Genomic DNA, 15727 nt, shown 5'->3' on the forward strand with positions numbered 1-15727 from the left:
ACTAGTTGCCTAGTATTGCTTATTTTCGTAAGAGGGGGAGTGAATAATTTTTACTTCTTAAATGAGTGACTGGGTTAAGATATATATTTAATAATAAATGCCGTCTCAGGGAAAAACTTAATTAAGTCTGTTTGGACTGTACTTTGTGGCTCGATGTGAACAATAATAACGACATCGGTTTCTTTCTGTTTTGTCTCCACAACGATGTCAAGCCTACAGGTTCTTCCTTCAATCAAATCATTCAGATATTGGCGTGATGGAATTGAAATCGATGTTGGCATGAATCTCTGGAAAAAATATTTCCAAGAATTCACCGAAAAATTTGTGGATGAGTTCCTTAAATAGTTGATCGTGTTTCGTGTGAATAGGGTTTCTTCTTTTATCAATGTCGGAGTTTCTGACATATTTCGACATCGTCCTGAGACTTTTGTGGTGAGATAGCGAGGTGTATATCCGGTTATAATATAGCATATTTTATGGAGAAGAATAATTGCTTTATTGATATACAATGTTTCGACAAAGTTCGGGGGACAATACATTGTCCTCTTTCAATAGTTCAAGCTAACATATATCATGTAAAGGTAGTCTATGCGCTGGAATATTAGAGGAAGTTTTTATATATTTATTCGCAAAGCTAGAATACGGAATCGGGGAGTGATAGGCCTTTTCTCCCGTACAAACCAATATCATTTTCGATAAAGATTATTTCTTCTACATACTGCTTTATTCGAGGCATCATGAAATTGACTCTTCTTTTGTCTCTTCTTAAATGGTCAAATGAATAAAAAGCAACGATATCAATTTTTTCATTTGTATTAACGAGATACTTTAATAGTTCATTTAATCCTGGGCGCATACGATTTGCATACCCTAAATCGGAGAACTTTTTTAAAATGTCAATATTGCTTTGACTTAAGTATGTTAGAATTTCCGTTTCAATATCAGCAACAGGAAGCTTTACTTCGGCAATTCGTTGTGTGTAAAGTAGTCCTGTTTTATAAGTCTCCATTCCCATCTATATTCCCCCATTCTTATAAAACGTTAAGCGTTACTACCAGTAATTCTCATCTTGCACAAAAACTATACCTCTATATATTGATTAGTCAGTTTTCTGGAAGATCGGTACTACGGTTACTCGTCCCACCGAAAATAATTTCGGTCTCGCACTGCTTACCCCATCAAGTAATGTTGTAGTCGTCACAAAGTTTATAAACTGCAACACCTGTTGCTTTATAGAATACAATTTTGATGTGTTCGTGGCGAATGCTGCAATAAATGAAGGAGGACATGCTTGGGCAAGTTTCGATGGATCGGTTCCGTGCACTTTTTGAAGTAAATGTCTTTGCGACACTGGAATCCGTACAAGTTACGGCAAAAATGTTGGTGGAAAAAGGAAGTGGAAAGATTCTGTTCTTAAGTTCCATGGCTGGTATTTCAGTAACTCCATAAGTAGGGCCGTATAAAACAACAAAACATGCTTCCTGAAGGAATTGCACAAACAATGCAATCGGAGCTTGAAGCGTTTGGAGTTCAGGTAGCAACGATTAATCCAGGTGCATTTGATACTGGATTCAATAATCGGAGCTCTGAAGAAATATGGAAATGGGTCTATGAAGAGAAACATTTTACAAGGAAAGAAGATATGCTTAAACAGCAAGAAGGGTTGAAAGACCAGTTCAATCCAGAAGCTATGATTCAAAAGATGATTGAAAACATTTCCGCTGACCATCATAAATTTCGCACCGTTTACCCGAAGGAAACAGAACAACAGTTGAAACAGACGGAAAAGGAACGTTGGGAATTGGAAATTTGATCTTTAAAATGAAGGCAGCTACTTTTGACATTATTCGGGGAAAGATAGCTGCGGATAACATTCTTAGTAAAGAGGGAACTATAGTAGAATGAAAAAAGTTTACCTCGCTGGGTAAACTTTTTTCATTCTATATTTTTAATTTTTACTATTGATTTGAGTCTATAAATATTCTTTTATTTTCTCAATTATTTTCTTGTTTTCTTCTTCAGACAAGTATGTATTGCCTGGATTCATTTCAAAGGTAGAACCCCAGTCTGCTTTATCTTCATATTTAGGTACCACATGCATGTGGAGGTGATGCATCTTATCCCCGTATGCACCGTAATTAATCTTATTAGGCTGGAATGCTTTGTCCATTGCTTCTGCGACCTTTTTAACGTCATTCATATAAGCCGCTAATTCTTCTGAATCAAGGTCGAATAATTCTTTTACGTGATCTTTATATACAACATTACATCTACCAGTGTACGTTTGTTCTTTAAAAAGAAATACTGTTGAAACATCTAATTTACCTATTTCGATCATGAGAGCATCGCGATTTTCATCCTCCATGCAATACATGCAATCTTTATTTAGTTCCATGATTATCAAACCCTCTCCAAAACTATTTTCAGAAACATGCCATATTTTGATTCTCGCTAGCGTTATTATGACTAATTTCAAAAGATGTATTCTATAATTATTATATCATTCCCATTCTAAATTAGCTGATTTAAAAACCTGCATTGACCTTTATTCATTTATGGTATAATAGAATGTCTTGTGAAAATTTTATTTATTAACAGGAGGATACCATGTCACAGATAGATACAACACATCAACAGCAACAACCAAATCATAAAAAGGTCATTAGGTTTGTGATTGCCTTTATACTTATTGCTGCTGCTGGATTGCTTTATGTAAAATGGTGGCCTTATTATAATAAATCCATTTCAGCGGCTGATACAAATTCTATTGGATCTTCTATTTTAGGAGATCTCTCAACAGTGACGACATCATGGCAGGCTGCATTGGATTATGCACTTGTTTATTTTGAATCTGTATGGAAGGCAGCAATACTTGGTATTTTACTCGGGTCCTTGATTCAAGTATTGATACCAACGAATTGGCTTCTTAAAGTACTTGGAAAAGCATCATTTGGCAGCACGGCTATTGCAGGGATGGCTTCTGTTCCGACTATGATGTGTACTTGTTGCGCCGCACCAATGGCGGTTGGACTTCGAAAAAAAAATGTCTCTGTCGGAGCAGCATTAGCTTTTTGGATTGGAAACCCAATGATTAATCCTGCAACACTAATCTTTATGACATTTGTATTATCATGGGAATTCACAGTGATGCGACTTGTGTTCGGACTTATTTTAACCTTTGGAATCAGCTATTTAGCAAATCGCTTTGTGAAGAACACACAGCCAGTCGATATCGAAAAGGTTGTTGCGGATGTTAAGCCAGTTGAGGGTAGCTTTTTCTCAAGATGGTTAAGAAGCTTAGGGACTATGCTTCTTTATATTGTACCGGCATATGTTATATCTGTTTTACTTTTAGGAGCAGGAAGAGTTTGGCTTTTCCCAAGTTTAAGCGAATCAACTGCAAATAGCCTGATCGCAATTATTATCTTCGCAATTGCTGGAATGCTTTTTGTTATACCAACTGCAGCCGAGATCCCAATCATCCAAACATTTATAGCGTTAGGACTTGGAGGAGGACCAGCAGCGGCACTATTAGTTACACTGCCCGCAATAAGTTTGCCATCTTTACTAATAGTTTCTAAGTCATTCCCAAAGAGGGTATTATTTTTTGTGATTGTATCGGTAGTAGTTCTTGGTATAGTCAGTGGTTTAGTAGGGAAAATGATTTTTAAATAGAAAATAATATAATGATGCTTATACTTGTCAGCATATAATAAAAAACCTGTAGATCAGACACTTTTACTGTGTCCAATCTACAGTTTTTTTTAATGGATACTTGTTTTCGCATGTAAATAGTCTTGTAAAATTGTCACTGCTTCATCAACATTTTTTGCTTTGATTCTAACTTTTTGCTTATCAGGAATTTGGTTTGCAGTATGATCATATAAAGGATCATAGTAATATTCGAGCAGAAGTCGTACTCCTGAGGAATAGTTTCCCGATTTTAGATCCGATTCAATTTGATTGGCGATTGGTGTATGAATCCGTCTCTTTATTCTTGAGAAGGCTTCGATACATTCTTGCTCGTGCTCCCATGGCCTGTAATCGTCCAGAATGTGAATAACCCTTTCTTCTATTGGAATATCAACAATCAATTGAATACCTGTATCTTTTTTGTCTAACAAAAAATCGGGGATTGTGACCTTTCCAATTCGTCTGCTTTCTCCTTCAATCAAAACGTAAGGGGAATGCTGAAGGCGTAGAAGGTCTTCCATTAGCAGTGCATCAAATTTTTTCTGGTTATTGGGTTCCAAGCCTATTTGGCCAAAAATGGAGCCTCGATGATTTGCAAGACCTTCCAAGTCTATAACTGGATAATTAGCCTCGTGAAGACGTTGTAATAGGCTTGTTTTTCCAGATCCGGTATAACCATTTAGTACAAGGGCATCTGGTTTCCAATTTATTGTCTCGAGCCTATCTACTACCCAATTACGATAACTTCGGTAGCCACCATTTAAGCGATATGCTTTAATTCCCATCAATGAAAGAACGGTAGCAGAAGTTCTACTACGCATTCCTCCACGCCAGCAAAAGACAGCTTTATTTCCTTCTAATTCTTTAAATTGCTTTATAAAATCCGGCAATTTAGCTGAAACAATTTCCAGTCCGCGGTCTTTAGCGGCCTGTGGGTTTACTTGCTTATAAATAGTTCCAACTTCCGCTCTTTCCTCATCATTAAAAAATGGGATATTGATACTGCCAGGAATTGTTGCATCTTTAAATTCTGACGGGGAACGTACATCAATTACTGTAAGCTCACCCGTATTTTTTGATGAAAGTAAATCTTCTATAGAAATATCTTGGAACAAGGTGTTTCCGCCTTTCCGAATAAGAAAAAATATAACTTAATTACAAGTAGGTGTTCAAAAAGGAGGATAAAAAGGACCGAGAAGTTCGAGCCAACGAAGAAATTCGATGTGTCATTTTTTACCGGACTTTTTGAACATCCTTTACAATTATAACACTTGAATATGGCCTGGATGGTCTTCAGTTACTTCACCGATTATGGCAGCTTCAACTCCAGCACTTTTTAAATTGGATAGCAGATCTGTTGCATCTCCATCTGTAACAGATATCAAAAGACCTCCAGAAGTAACAGCATCACATAAAATCCATTGATCAATTTGATCCATTGTTTCCGGGAATGTAACATCATCTTTTAGGTGGTCATAGTTATTTTTTGTTCCACCAGGTACAGCTCCAGCTTCTGCAAGCTCTCTTACCCTTGGTAACGTTGGAACTTTTTCGTTGTAAATACGGATACCTGTATTGCTGCCTTTTGCCATTTCAGATGCATGTCCAAGAAGACCAAATCCGGTTACATCTGTACACCCATGAACATCGTATGATTCCATTGTTTCAGAGGCTGTTTTGTTTAATGTTGACATAACATTTGTTACTCGGGCAATTTCCTCCTCTGTAACTAAATCGCGCTTAATGGAGGTTGTTGTAATACCAACACCAATGGGCTTTGTTAAAATAAGTTTATCACCGGCTTTTGCACCAGTATTCGTACGAATTTTATCAGGATGCACAATACCTGTTACAGCAAGACCGAATTTAGGTTCTTTATCATCTATCGAGTGCCCACCGACAAGCGAAATATCAGCTTCTTTCAATTTATCCCCTGCGCCACGTAAAATATCTGTTAGAATTTGCTTATCCAATGTTGAGATGGGAAAAGCAACAATATTCAATGCAGTTAATGGCTTTCCACCCATTGCGTAAACATCACTGATAGCATTAGCAGCAGCAATCTGCCCGAATGAGTATGGATCATCAACAATTGGCGTAAAGAAATCAACAGTTTGTACCATTGCCAATTCATCATTTAATCGATAGACACCGGCGTCATCACTGGTATCCAAACCAACGAGTAAATCAGGATTAGGAGATGCAGGTGGTAAATCCCGTAACACTTGCGCTAAATCAGCTGGACCTATTTTACAGCCGCAGCCACCTTTGGATGATAGTGAAGTAAGCTTTATATTAGTTGAATCCGTCATTTTAAAACAACCTTTCTTCTTTCGTTCTATTAAATAGTATAGCACTTTCAGGAAGAGTTGATGTCGGTCTATGAATTGTTGAATTTGTTGGTAATAGCTTAATTAAGATGATGCAGACTGGGGGAATCCCAAAGTTAATCAGCAAATTCCAACTGACCATTTTCTGAATTCAGATGATTATTTAAGTTTTCCACGGGGAATATAAAGGCCCATGGCATACTTGTTTCCGGCTGAATTTTTAACGCTGGTATTGTAAAAGCATGTTCTGAAATGACTTCATTTTCAACGATATAACTTAGTTTTGTATTGTTAAAAGTAAATATATCATGGCTGAAATTATGAACTAAAACTGTGATCAGTAATTCCCCACGATGATTAGTTGCCTGCCATAATGGGGTAAATTTAATAGTAGGGTGATTGTGTGCGTTTGTTTCCTTGAAAACGGAAATGATTCTCTTTCGGTCTTTTATTGGAAGAGCCTTATCCCATGATGCTTCATACTGTAGTTTTTGCATGCTGGGCACCTCTTTTTGTTTATTGATAACCGTTGATATAACAGGATTTAGCATTAAATGTTTTTAAGTATATTCTAAGAAAAATATATAATTTTATGTTAACATTGAATAGGATGAATCAGCAAATGTTCGTTGTGGAAGGATAATAGGTAATTTGAAATCAACATCAACGATTGACATCATATGGCAAGGAGGAATTAAAATGGAAGAAAAAGAAAAAGAAAAAGAACAAGAAGTAAAAGCAATCCATCATGTGAATGTTGGAGATGTAGTCAAGGCAGTTAAAGGTGAACAGAAAGGTAAAAAGGGAGAGGTTCTAACAGTAAGAGAGAACTCCGTGATTATCAAAATAGGGAACCATCCTGTCACAGGTGAGCCAATAAAGACTGTAGTTAATCATAAAAATTATAAAAAATAAGTGTAAAAAAAAAGCAGCAAATCCTACTCAATTGTAGAATTGCTGCTTTTTATTTGGCTGATATCTAATAACCTACGGCTGCTGCGCCTATCAAAAATAAATGGGACACCGCACTGCTCGTCCATCGAAAAGAATTGTTGCTTTTTATCCTTCGTAATTTATATAAAGTACGAACTAAGATAAGTTTCTTCGGTGACCACTCTGGGAAATATACTTCGCGCATCCTGAGGCGGCTGGTGAGCCTCTTCATGCTAACGCATTTCAGAGTCTCACCGAACGTGCCCGTGGAAAGTATCCGCCCAGAGCGATCCCGGACGGCGATAAAAGCACAATTCTTTGGAAAACGGCCAGCGGTTACTTTGCACTTTACCTCAAGTCCGAAGAAATAAAAGCAATAATTTTACGAGCGCTACATGATTAGCCACCATCGGTTTACTCACGTTTACCGGGCTGGTTTTCTCCATATACCTAGTACAATTGCTGCGACAACTGTTCCGATTGCTAGAGAAAGAAGGAAAAATAGTGCATTTTCCGCTAAGGGAATGACGAAGATACCGCCATGTGGTGCCGGAATTGCACTATTCCAGAACTGGGTCAAACCACCAGCAATAGCTGCTCCAATCACAGAAGAACCGATAATTCTAAGCGGATCAGCTGCTGCGAAGGGAATAGCACCTTCTGTAATGAAAGAGAGACCCATAACATAGTTGGTCACACCTGATTTTCGTTCATCTTCACTAAATTTATTTTTGAATAAAGTAGATGCTAATGCTATTGCCAATGGAGGTACCATACCACCGGCCATTACTGCCGCCATTAGGCTGCCATCACCAGTGTCGGTGAAGATTCCGATTGAAAATGCATATGCTGCTTTATTGAATGGTCCACCCATATCGATTGCCATCATTCCACCAAGAAGTACACCGATAATAACTGCATTACCAGTTCCAAGACCTTGTAGGAAGTTTACCATTGCATTATTTACACCTGCAAAAATTGGTCCGAAAATAAAGAACATGAGGATACCAGTGAAAAACAGTCCTAATACAGGATAGAGAAGTATAGGTTTTAATCCATCCAAGGATTTTGGTAACCCACGTAAAAGTCTTTTCAAAAGGATAATAACATAACCCGCTAGGAAACCTGCAACCAGGCCACCGATAAATCCTGCATCACTATTAACAGCGATCAAGCCACCAACCATACCAGGCATTAAACCTGGGCGATCAGCAATACTCATCGCAATAAAACCAGCGAAGATTGGAATAAGGAAGTTGAACGCATAACCGCCAATTTCATTGAGAAAAATAAAAGTCTCACTTTCACTTCCTAAAACACTTTCAAATAAGAACGAAATTGCCATGATAATACCGCCACCGATAACAAATGGCAGCATATGTGAGATACCATTCATTAAATCTTTATAAACGGTTCCCCAAATAGATTTTGGCTTCTCGTCATTACTGGAGCTTTCTTTATTATGATCGGCATGATAAGTTGGTGCGTCTTGATTAATTGCTTTAGTTATTAATTCTTCTGTTTTTTTAATACCATCAGCGACCGGTCGTTCCAATACTGGCTTTCCATCGAAGCGGGCCATATCAACCTTTTTGCTGGCTGCGACGATGACAGCATCAGCCCGTTCAATTTCCTTATCTGTTAAGCGGTTTTTCGCTCCATCAGAACCATTCGTTTCTACACGGATATCGACATCCATCTCTTTCGCCTTTTTCTTTAGAGCATCTTCTGCCATATAGGTATGGGCAATACCAGTAGGACATGCGGTCACAGCAACAACGAATGGTTTTTTTGCGGAAGAGTTCCCTGCTGTAGCGGAAGAAGTATCTTCTTCTGCACTTTCTTCTGACTGATTAAATAGTGCATGAACCGCGTTTGGTGTTTCCGCCTGTTTTAACTGCTGAACAAAATCACTATCGATAAGCATTCTGGATAATGCTGCCAGTGTTTGTAAATGGGTATCGTTTGCGCCTTCAGGTACGGCTATCATAAAAAATAAATATGCCGGCCTTCCATCGAGTGATTCATAATTAACACCTTTTTTGCTTTTGGCAAATAGTACTGTCGGTTTATTGACAGCTTTGGTTTTTGCATGTGGCATAGCAATACCATCGCCAAGCCCTGTAGATGATTGTGCCTCACGGTTCATGATGGCTTCCTTAAATTGTTTGGCGTCATTAATTACATTTTTTTTATCAAGACTATTAATCATTTCCTCAATTGCAGGCTCTTTTTCTGTCGCCTGCATGTCCATGATCATAATATCTTTTCTTAATAAATCAGTTATTTTCATCTTTATCAGTCCTTTTTTCAGATTTTCAATGCCTGATCTTTAGAGCCGGGTAACTTCTACTTTCGGAAGTAAGGATAAGACTGCATCTTTCTTCGCTAAATCATTTGAAAAAGCTGTTGCACTACCTGATGCTATTCCCATTTTGAATGACTTGACCGGATCACGACTCTGTAAATATTCACCGGTGAATCCTGCAATCATGGAATCCCCGGCACCGACAGAGTTTTTTAGAACTCCCCTTGGACTTAAACCTTTAAAAATGCTGTTATTTGTGATTAGTAATGCACCATCACCACCAAGGGAAACGATGACATGCTCAGCACCTGCCTCGAGTAGTTTTTTACCATAATGTACAATTTCCTCTTGACTGTTAAGCTTGACATCGAATAATTGTTCTAACTCATGTTGGTTTGGTTTCACCAGTAGTGGTTCGTATGGCAAGGCGTTTTTCAATGCATCACCAGTTGTGTCGATGACAAATGCTGTGTTATTCTTGGAAATTTTATCAATCATTTCATTGTAGTAATTGGCTGGTAGAGACGGTGGTTTACTACCGGAAAAAATTACCGTATCTTTACTTGTCATATTTTCTAGTTGATTCAATAGTTGGTCTGCTTCAAAGCTTGTAATTACTGGTCCAGGACTGTTAATTTCTGTTTCTTTACCCGATTTAAGCTTGATATTGATTCTCGTTTCTCCCTCTATTGAAACAAAGTCTGTTTCAACCTGATCCTTCTCCAACCAATTCGAAATAAAATCGCCTGTGAATCCGCCTAAAAATCCAAGAGCGGTTGTATCCATATTCAGTTCCTTTAATATGCGGGAAACATTAATCCCTTTTCCACCTGGTAGCTTTAACTCATTCTCCATATAATTTAATTCGCCAATAGCAAACTTCTTTACCGGCACTACATAATCGATGGAAGGGTTAAGTGTTATAGTATAAATCATTGTCTGGCCTCCAATATTGTTGTTTTTTCTTTGTATGATTTTAGATTTTGCACATTGCAATCGGTTATAATGGAAACTTCCTCAAGGTTACATACTTTTGCAAAACTAACCTTATCCCATTTCGTTTCATCTGCCAGTAAATAGGTTATAGCAGATTGCTGATGGGCTAATTTTTTCAGTGCTGCTTCCTCAGGGTCCGGGGTTGTACATCCGTATGCAACGTCAATTCCATTGATTCCCAAGAAGCTTTTTGTGAACCGGAAATTTCTTAATTCACTCAAGCTGGCTGCGCCGATGATTGCTTTTGTTGAATTCTTTACCTTTCCACCGATTTGAATTGTATTAATATCTTTATCCGCAAGTAGGGAGGCGTGTTGAATTCCGTTTGTTACTACCGTAATGTTTTCAATATTTATATATTCAATCATCGCAAGGGTTGTTGTTCCTGCGTCCATATAAATGACATCATTGTTTTTAATGAGAGATGCGGCAAATCTGCCAATTTTATTCTTTTGGTGAACGTTTTTAATTGTTTTAGCGTTATAAGAAAGTTCCTCGTCCAATCGATAGTTACGCTTAGCTCCACCGTGTATACGTATAAGAGCTCCTTTGCTTTCTAGTTGGGCTAAATCTCTTCGAATCGTTGACTCTGAACAGTTAAGATCAGCCATGAGTGTAAGAGATTTTACGATACCACTTTCATTTAACTTACTCATAATAAACGAGTGCCGTTCTTCAGTTAACATGAAATCCCTCCTATATCAGTATAATAACATCAAAAACAATCATAAACAATCAAATAAGAAAGCGATTTTACAGTATACGTTATTATGTTTATTGCAAAGTAGTAAATATACCTTTGATGGTAAAATTCCCTGCAAAAATAGTGATGTAAACGCCCTAATATATCAGAAAAAATCAACAATTGACGCTAATAAGGAAAAGAGTTAACATAATAACTATTTCATATTAGAGACGACCAAAGTGCTAGTAAACAAGCATTCATTTATTATTAGCTTGATATGATACTGAATTTTACAGAAACGGAGCTGTTGAAGTCTACTTTATTTTTCACAATAGACAAGCGCCTATCCAGGTCAAAATCCTTTTTGATACAATGAGAGACAAAAGATAAATTAGAAAAATATGGGGCAGCGAGAATGAAACAATCAACGAAAGATTACCTGGTAGACCGTACGTATAAGGCTTCGCAAGGATTAGCAAATGCGGTACTCGTAACATTAGGGATAGGCCTTTTAATAGGAACATTCGGTACTTTTACAGGATGGGAAGGATTTACAACAGTGGGAATGGCAGCACAATTAATGCTTGCACCTGCGATTGGAGCTGGAATTGCTTATCAGCTTGGTGGAAATACGTTGGTTATATTCAGTGCTATGGCATCAAGTACAATTGGAGCGAATGCTCTTACGATGAATCCAGATGGTGCATGGGTACTTACTACTGGGCAGCCAATAAGTGCCGTTTTGGCAGCTGTTATTGCAACGTGGGTCGGTAAGCGTGTTGCTGGTAAAACAAAATTGGACATGTTGTCGATTCCTTTTTCAGCAATCTTTGTTGGGGGAGTTTCAGGAGTGTTCCTAGCTGCTATTACCACACCATTACTGAAAATATTAAGTGGGTATATCGCAGATTCTGTGGAAGGTTCTCCATTTATTGGTTCTATAGTTATTGCACTTGTTTGGAGTGTTTTCTTGATGTCACCAGCATCATCCGCAGCGATTGCGATTGCATTGCAGCTTGACCCAGTATCGGCTGCTGCTGCATTAATCGGTTGTACCGCACAATTTGCTGGCTGGACTGCAATGTCATGGAGACAAAATGATATTGGTGCTAATATCGCCCAATCATTCCTGACACCTAAAGTCCAAGTTCCGAATCTAGTCAAAAATCCACGTCTTGTGGTAGGACCATTTCTATCATCGATTATTTGTGCACCAATTGCCATTTTGCTATTTGATTTCCAAGTACCATACGAATTAGCTAGACTTGGACTCAATTCCTTTATTGCACCATTAAATATTCTTGCAATCCAGGGACCGAGTGTCATGTTAATGTATCTTGTAGTAGGTGTGATTGCACCGGCTATTATTTCATTAGTTGTTTACCATGCATTGAAATTTAGAGGTTGGGCAAAAACAGGAGATTTACGTATGGAAATACAGTAATATAGAGTAATTCTAACTAGTAAAGAGCCTTCCATCGAGGAAGGCTCTTTTGTATAGCTACTATTTCAAATAGATTTTAATAATAACTTTTTCAAAAGTGGTGTAAAATGATCCGGCAGTTCAGAAACACTCGGCACCATAATGCGTTCTTTGCCATATATATTTCTCATAATATCATCTTCCCGTTCACCGATTTCCCCATCAGCAAGGAACATTCCGATAACATCAATCCCTTTTTTCCTGGCCTCAGAAACGGCCAAATGTGTATCAACGATACCGTTCTGGTCATAATTGGCCGCTGCAGGCTCCCCATCAGAAAATACTAAGAGGAACTTATTCTTTTCACGTCTTGATTCGATATCTTTTGTAATAACTCGTATACTAAATCCATCCCGATTATCTTCCTGGGCCTCTAGCTGCATTATTTTTGGACCATTATTCTGATATAATGAATCAGTATAGGTATGGATGACATGAAAATAATTTGGCTGATAGCTTTCCTTCACTTCGTTAGCATCTTCCCAGAAACCGATGATGGAGTGTGGGATATTCAAAGTTTTAAGAACCTCATGAAATAATACGATGCCTCGTTTCGTTTCTTCCATTTTACCAGCCATCGAAGCAGAACAATCTATTAGCAATGTGAAGACTGCATCAAATTCTTTGGACTCCTGATCTTTTTTATAAAATACTCTTGGCGTTTCATCAATAACGACAGGTAATAATTTTTTGGATAGTCGTCCAACTAATAGATCCTTTCTCGGTGTATTTTTCTTATGTTCGATTGTCTTTTTAATTGTATTAGCAAGTTTTCGTTGATATGTTTCAATTGCTTTGGCATATTCCTGATATAATGCTACATCCTCCCTGGAAGGAGTGACTGTTTCTTTTATTAAGTTGGTGGCATCTTTGTTTTCTTCACCAAAAGCACTCTCATTTCCTTGCGCCTGTTTGGATTCTTCCTGTTTATCAAGTGCTTCCATTTTAGAATAGTCTCTTTCCTTACTTTCACCAGAAGCCCCTTGGATGGAAGCCATCGCTTGGTCGGCATCTTCTGTTTCACGGGCACCGCCACCCATCATATTTGTTTTGGTTCCTTGTTCTAATTCAAATTGCAGGAAGTTTTGCTTTCGGTCTTCATTTTTATTTTCACGATGCCAGGTAGAAAATGTCTCATCGAAATACTCGTTCTTTTCTTCATCAATGTCTTCTTGGTCATTATTGACTAATTCATCTGTTCTTGTAAGTTCATCAAATAGCGTGTTTTTCGTATAACTCTCTATATGACTGATTGGAAAAATAAAATATTGATTAATGGAGTCCTTATAATGCTCGTTTACACGATAGATAATTTGTTCAGCAATTCTTATAATATCTTCTGTACTTTTGGCTTCAAAGGCGGAATAAATGTATGGCTTTAACTGATCAAGTTGATAAACCTGATTTTCATTTGCCCTAGGAAAAGCGGGATCCGGATGATCGGATTGTATTAATAGATAAATAAGACAAAACAGCTCATCTGTCTGAAACCCTCTAGTAATCATTGCGGTCAATTGGTTCTCAAAATAATGCTTTAGATAACTCCTTCGAACGGCAAACCATTTTTTGGTCCCGGGACGCTCTTTTTTTACGATTTCTTCAAGGCGCAAATCTTCCAGAAGTGTCACTAATTGGGAAGAAAATTTAGGGATTTTGGTCTCATTCATGCTTTTCAAATATGTTTTCATTGCAGGTAAGCTAGAATAATGAAGGGTACCAATTGCACGCAAAAGAATATCTGTTTTCAGTCCGGACTCTTTCACATTGTCCTGTGATTTATCCCAGAAACGGCTCGCAGTAAGTTTAGAGTCAATCAAATCAATAAATGATCCGTAATTATGTTCAAAATTTAAATCCGGATTGCCGGACAAGACGGTCGTTAAGTCCTGTAATTGCATAAAAAGATCTGTATCGACTTTTGAATCATGGAAACGATACATGAAATATTCTCCTATCTATTAGAAAACTTGGGTATAGCTATACCTTAAGTGAATGTCTTAGCCCACACTTATTCAGGAAAGAAAGTTATATACTTTCCTATCTAAAATAAAGTATCTGTCAGATTAATTACAAATTCACGCTCACGGTCTTCTTCCAGTTTATCAACAATGGAGCGGAGAATTGCGCGTTTCGGTGGAATAATACTGCTCAAATCACATGCATCCAGTAAAGCGCGAATCGATGCGGCATCTTCTGATAATTTACCTTGATGAACAGCGGTAATCAGGTCTTTAGATAATTTAACAAATAAATCGATCGTCGTGTTGTCTGTTAGAGTTGTATTTGTTTGAATCAATTTTTTTAATTGTTCCCCTTCAATATAGGGAACTTCAATGACGATGAAACGGTTTTTTAATGCCTCATTAAGTGGTACGGTCCCAATATAACCTTCATTTATAGCAGCAATCACACCAAAGCCATCCTTAGCTGTGATGATTTCATTTGTAAATGGATTGGTGATCGTTCTACGGTAATCAAGGACGCCATTTATTAGTGGCAATGTTTCTGGCTTAGCCATATTAATTTCATCAATATATAAAAATTCTCCATATTCCATAGCATTAATGACTGGTCCTGATACAAATTCAATTATTTGCTTCTTATCTTCATAGGCTAATGTTTTAAAGCCAAGCAAGCTTTCCGCATCAAGATCAACCGAACAGTTAACACTGAACATTGGTTGGTTAAACAAAGCTGATAATGTTTCAGCAAATTTCGTCTTTCCCGCACCTGTTGGGCCTTTTAGCAGAATATTTTTCCCCATACTAAGAGCGGAAATCGCATCAATCAATAAATCCATATCTGGTGGAACATAACCATCCTGTCTAATTAATTCTTGAAAATGATCATTATTTTTCATCTGGTTTGTATGTAATAGTTCCATTATATTTTCAGGTAAGTTGTAATTGGTATTCATAGTAAAACTCCTTTCATAACTATTGTATCCTTGATGCCATGCAAAAACAAAAATTCAGGGACGGAGTAACAATTATCCAACTGTAGTAATCTATCCAGGAGTTTTAATTATCTAAATTTGATTATTTTACTAAAATACCAAATCATTTTATTAACTGGGTAATGAACGACCGAACAAAGGAGAGGACTTATCATTCGGTCACTCATCAAGGGATGAACGACCGAACAAAGGAGAGGACCCATCATTCGGTCACTCATCAAGGGTATGAACGACCGAACAAAGGAGGGGACCCATCATTCGGTCACTCATCAAGGGTATGAACGACCGAACAAAGGAGAGGACCCATCATTCGGTCACTCATCAAGGGTATGAACGACCGAAC

16 protein-coding genes are annotated in these 15727 nt (G+C 37.7%); 5 read left to right on the plus strand and 11 right to left on the minus strand.

Annotated features, from left to right (window positions below; genetic code table 11):
• Positions 1-74: 74 nt before the first annotated feature.
• Together BV906_RS19245 and BV906_RS16500 are read right to left on the minus strand one after the other, a co-directional pair.
• Entirely contained in the window at positions 75-281 is a 207-nt protein-coding gene (locus BV906_RS19245; RefSeq protein WP_140322015.1) for a hypothetical protein, read from the minus strand.
• 353 nt (positions 282-634) lie between these two features.
• Positions 635-1015 (minus strand): recombinase family protein, encoded by a 381-nt coding sequence (locus tag BV906_RS16500; RefSeq protein WP_087974720.1) that lies wholly within the window; start codon positions 1013-1015, stop codon positions 635-637.
• A gap of 260 nt (positions 1016-1275) precedes the next feature.
• On the opposite strand from BV906_RS16500, the gene BV906_RS20160 reads away from it, so the two are divergent.
• Together BV906_RS20160 and BV906_RS20165 are read left to right on the plus strand one after the other, a co-directional pair.
• Complete coding sequence (locus BV906_RS20160; RefSeq protein WP_342744409.1) at positions 1276-1449, plus strand: SDR family NAD(P)-dependent oxidoreductase; 174 nt, start codon at positions 1276-1278, stop codon at positions 1447-1449.
• A gap of 25 nt (positions 1450-1474) precedes the next feature.
• Positions 1475-1813, plus strand: coding sequence for a hypothetical protein (locus BV906_RS20165; protein WP_342744410.1), 339 nt, complete (start codon positions 1475-1477; stop codon positions 1811-1813).
• A 159-nt stretch (positions 1814-1972) separates the two neighbouring features.
• Here the strand turns inward: BV906_RS20165 and BV906_RS16510 are convergent, their stop codons facing one another.
• Positions 1973-2395 carry an HIT family protein gene (locus tag BV906_RS16510; protein ID WP_087974721.1) on the minus strand — a complete coding sequence of 141 codons (423 nt, stop codon included), beginning with the start codon at positions 2393-2395 and terminating at the stop codon, positions 1973-1975.
• Between the two features lie 212 nt (positions 2396-2607).
• Here BV906_RS16510 and BV906_RS16515 point away from each other — a divergent pair, with 212 nt between their 5' ends.
• Entirely contained in the window at positions 2608-3675 is a 1068-nt protein-coding gene (locus tag BV906_RS16515; RefSeq protein ID WP_087974722.1) for a permease, read from the plus strand.
• Positions 3676-3764: 89 nt separating this feature from the next.
• On the opposite strand, the gene mnmH is transcribed toward BV906_RS16515, so the two are convergent.
• The 3 genes from mnmH to BV906_RS16530 all read right to left on the minus strand — a co-directional run bounded on the left by mnmH (position 3765) and on the right by BV906_RS16530 (position 6520).
• Positions 3765-4808 (minus strand): tRNA 2-selenouridine(34) synthase MnmH, encoded by a 1044-nt coding sequence (mnmH, locus tag BV906_RS16520; protein WP_087974723.1) that lies wholly within the window; start codon positions 4806-4808, stop codon positions 3765-3767.
• A gap of 147 nt (positions 4809-4955) precedes the next feature.
• Positions 4956-6005, minus strand: a complete 1050-nt coding sequence (gene selD / locus BV906_RS16525) for a selenide, water dikinase SelD (RefSeq protein ID WP_087974724.1) — start codon at positions 6003-6005, stop codon at positions 4956-4958.
• A gap of 134 nt (positions 6006-6139) precedes the next feature.
• Positions 6140-6520 carry an SLAP domain-containing protein gene (locus BV906_RS16530; RefSeq protein WP_087974725.1) on the minus strand — a complete coding sequence of 127 codons (381 nt, stop codon included), beginning with the start codon at positions 6518-6520 and terminating at the stop codon, positions 6140-6142.
• 202 nt (positions 6521-6722) lie between these two features.
• Between BV906_RS16530 and BV906_RS16535 the strand changes: the two genes are divergently transcribed.
• Positions 6723-6938 (plus strand): DUF2187 family protein, encoded by a 216-nt coding sequence (locus BV906_RS16535; protein WP_087974726.1) that lies wholly within the window; start codon positions 6723-6725, stop codon positions 6936-6938.
• 442 nt (positions 6939-7380) lie between these two features.
• Here the strand turns inward: BV906_RS16535 and BV906_RS16540 are convergent, their stop codons facing one another.
• From BV906_RS16540 to BV906_RS16550, 3 genes are read right to left on the minus strand one after another with little or no spacing between them, the layout of a single operon-like run.
• A complete protein-coding gene (locus BV906_RS16540; RefSeq protein ID WP_087974727.1) occupies positions 7381-9249 on the minus strand; it encodes a PTS fructose transporter subunit IIABC in 1869 nt (622 codons plus the stop codon).
• 39 nt (positions 9250-9288) lie between these two features.
• A complete protein-coding gene (gene pfkB, locus BV906_RS16545; RefSeq protein ID WP_087974728.1) occupies positions 9289-10200 on the minus strand; it encodes a 1-phosphofructokinase in 912 nt (303 codons plus the stop codon).
• Positions 10197-10946, minus strand: coding sequence for a DeoR/GlpR family DNA-binding transcription regulator (locus tag BV906_RS16550; RefSeq protein ID WP_087974729.1), 750 nt, complete (start codon positions 10944-10946; stop codon positions 10197-10199). Before BV906_RS16550 ends, pfkB begins: the two co-directional genes overlap by 4 nt.
• Positions 10947-11360: 414 nt before the next feature.
• Here BV906_RS16550 and BV906_RS16555 point away from each other — a divergent pair, with 414 nt between their 5' ends.
• On the plus strand, positions 11361-12389 hold the full coding sequence (locus tag BV906_RS16555; RefSeq protein ID WP_087974730.1) for a PTS sugar transporter subunit IIC: 1029 nt from the start codon (positions 11361-11363) through the stop codon (positions 12387-12389).
• 65 nt (positions 12390-12454) lie between these two features.
• Here the strand turns inward: BV906_RS16555 and BV906_RS16560 are convergent, their stop codons facing one another.
• A complete protein-coding gene (locus BV906_RS16560) occupies positions 12455-14368 on the minus strand; it encodes a vWA domain-containing protein (protein WP_087974731.1) in 1914 nt (637 codons plus the stop codon).
• Positions 14369-14469: 101 nt separating this feature from the next.
• Positions 14470-15345, minus strand: coding sequence for an ATP-binding protein (locus BV906_RS16565; RefSeq protein ID WP_087974732.1), 876 nt, complete (start codon positions 15343-15345; stop codon positions 14470-14472).
• Positions 15346-15727 lie beyond the last annotated feature (382 nt).

The organism is Oceanobacillus rekensis, from assembly GCF_002153375.1.
Classification (GTDB): Bacteria; Bacillota; Bacilli; order Bacillales; family Amphibacillaceae; genus Oceanobacillus; species Oceanobacillus rekensis.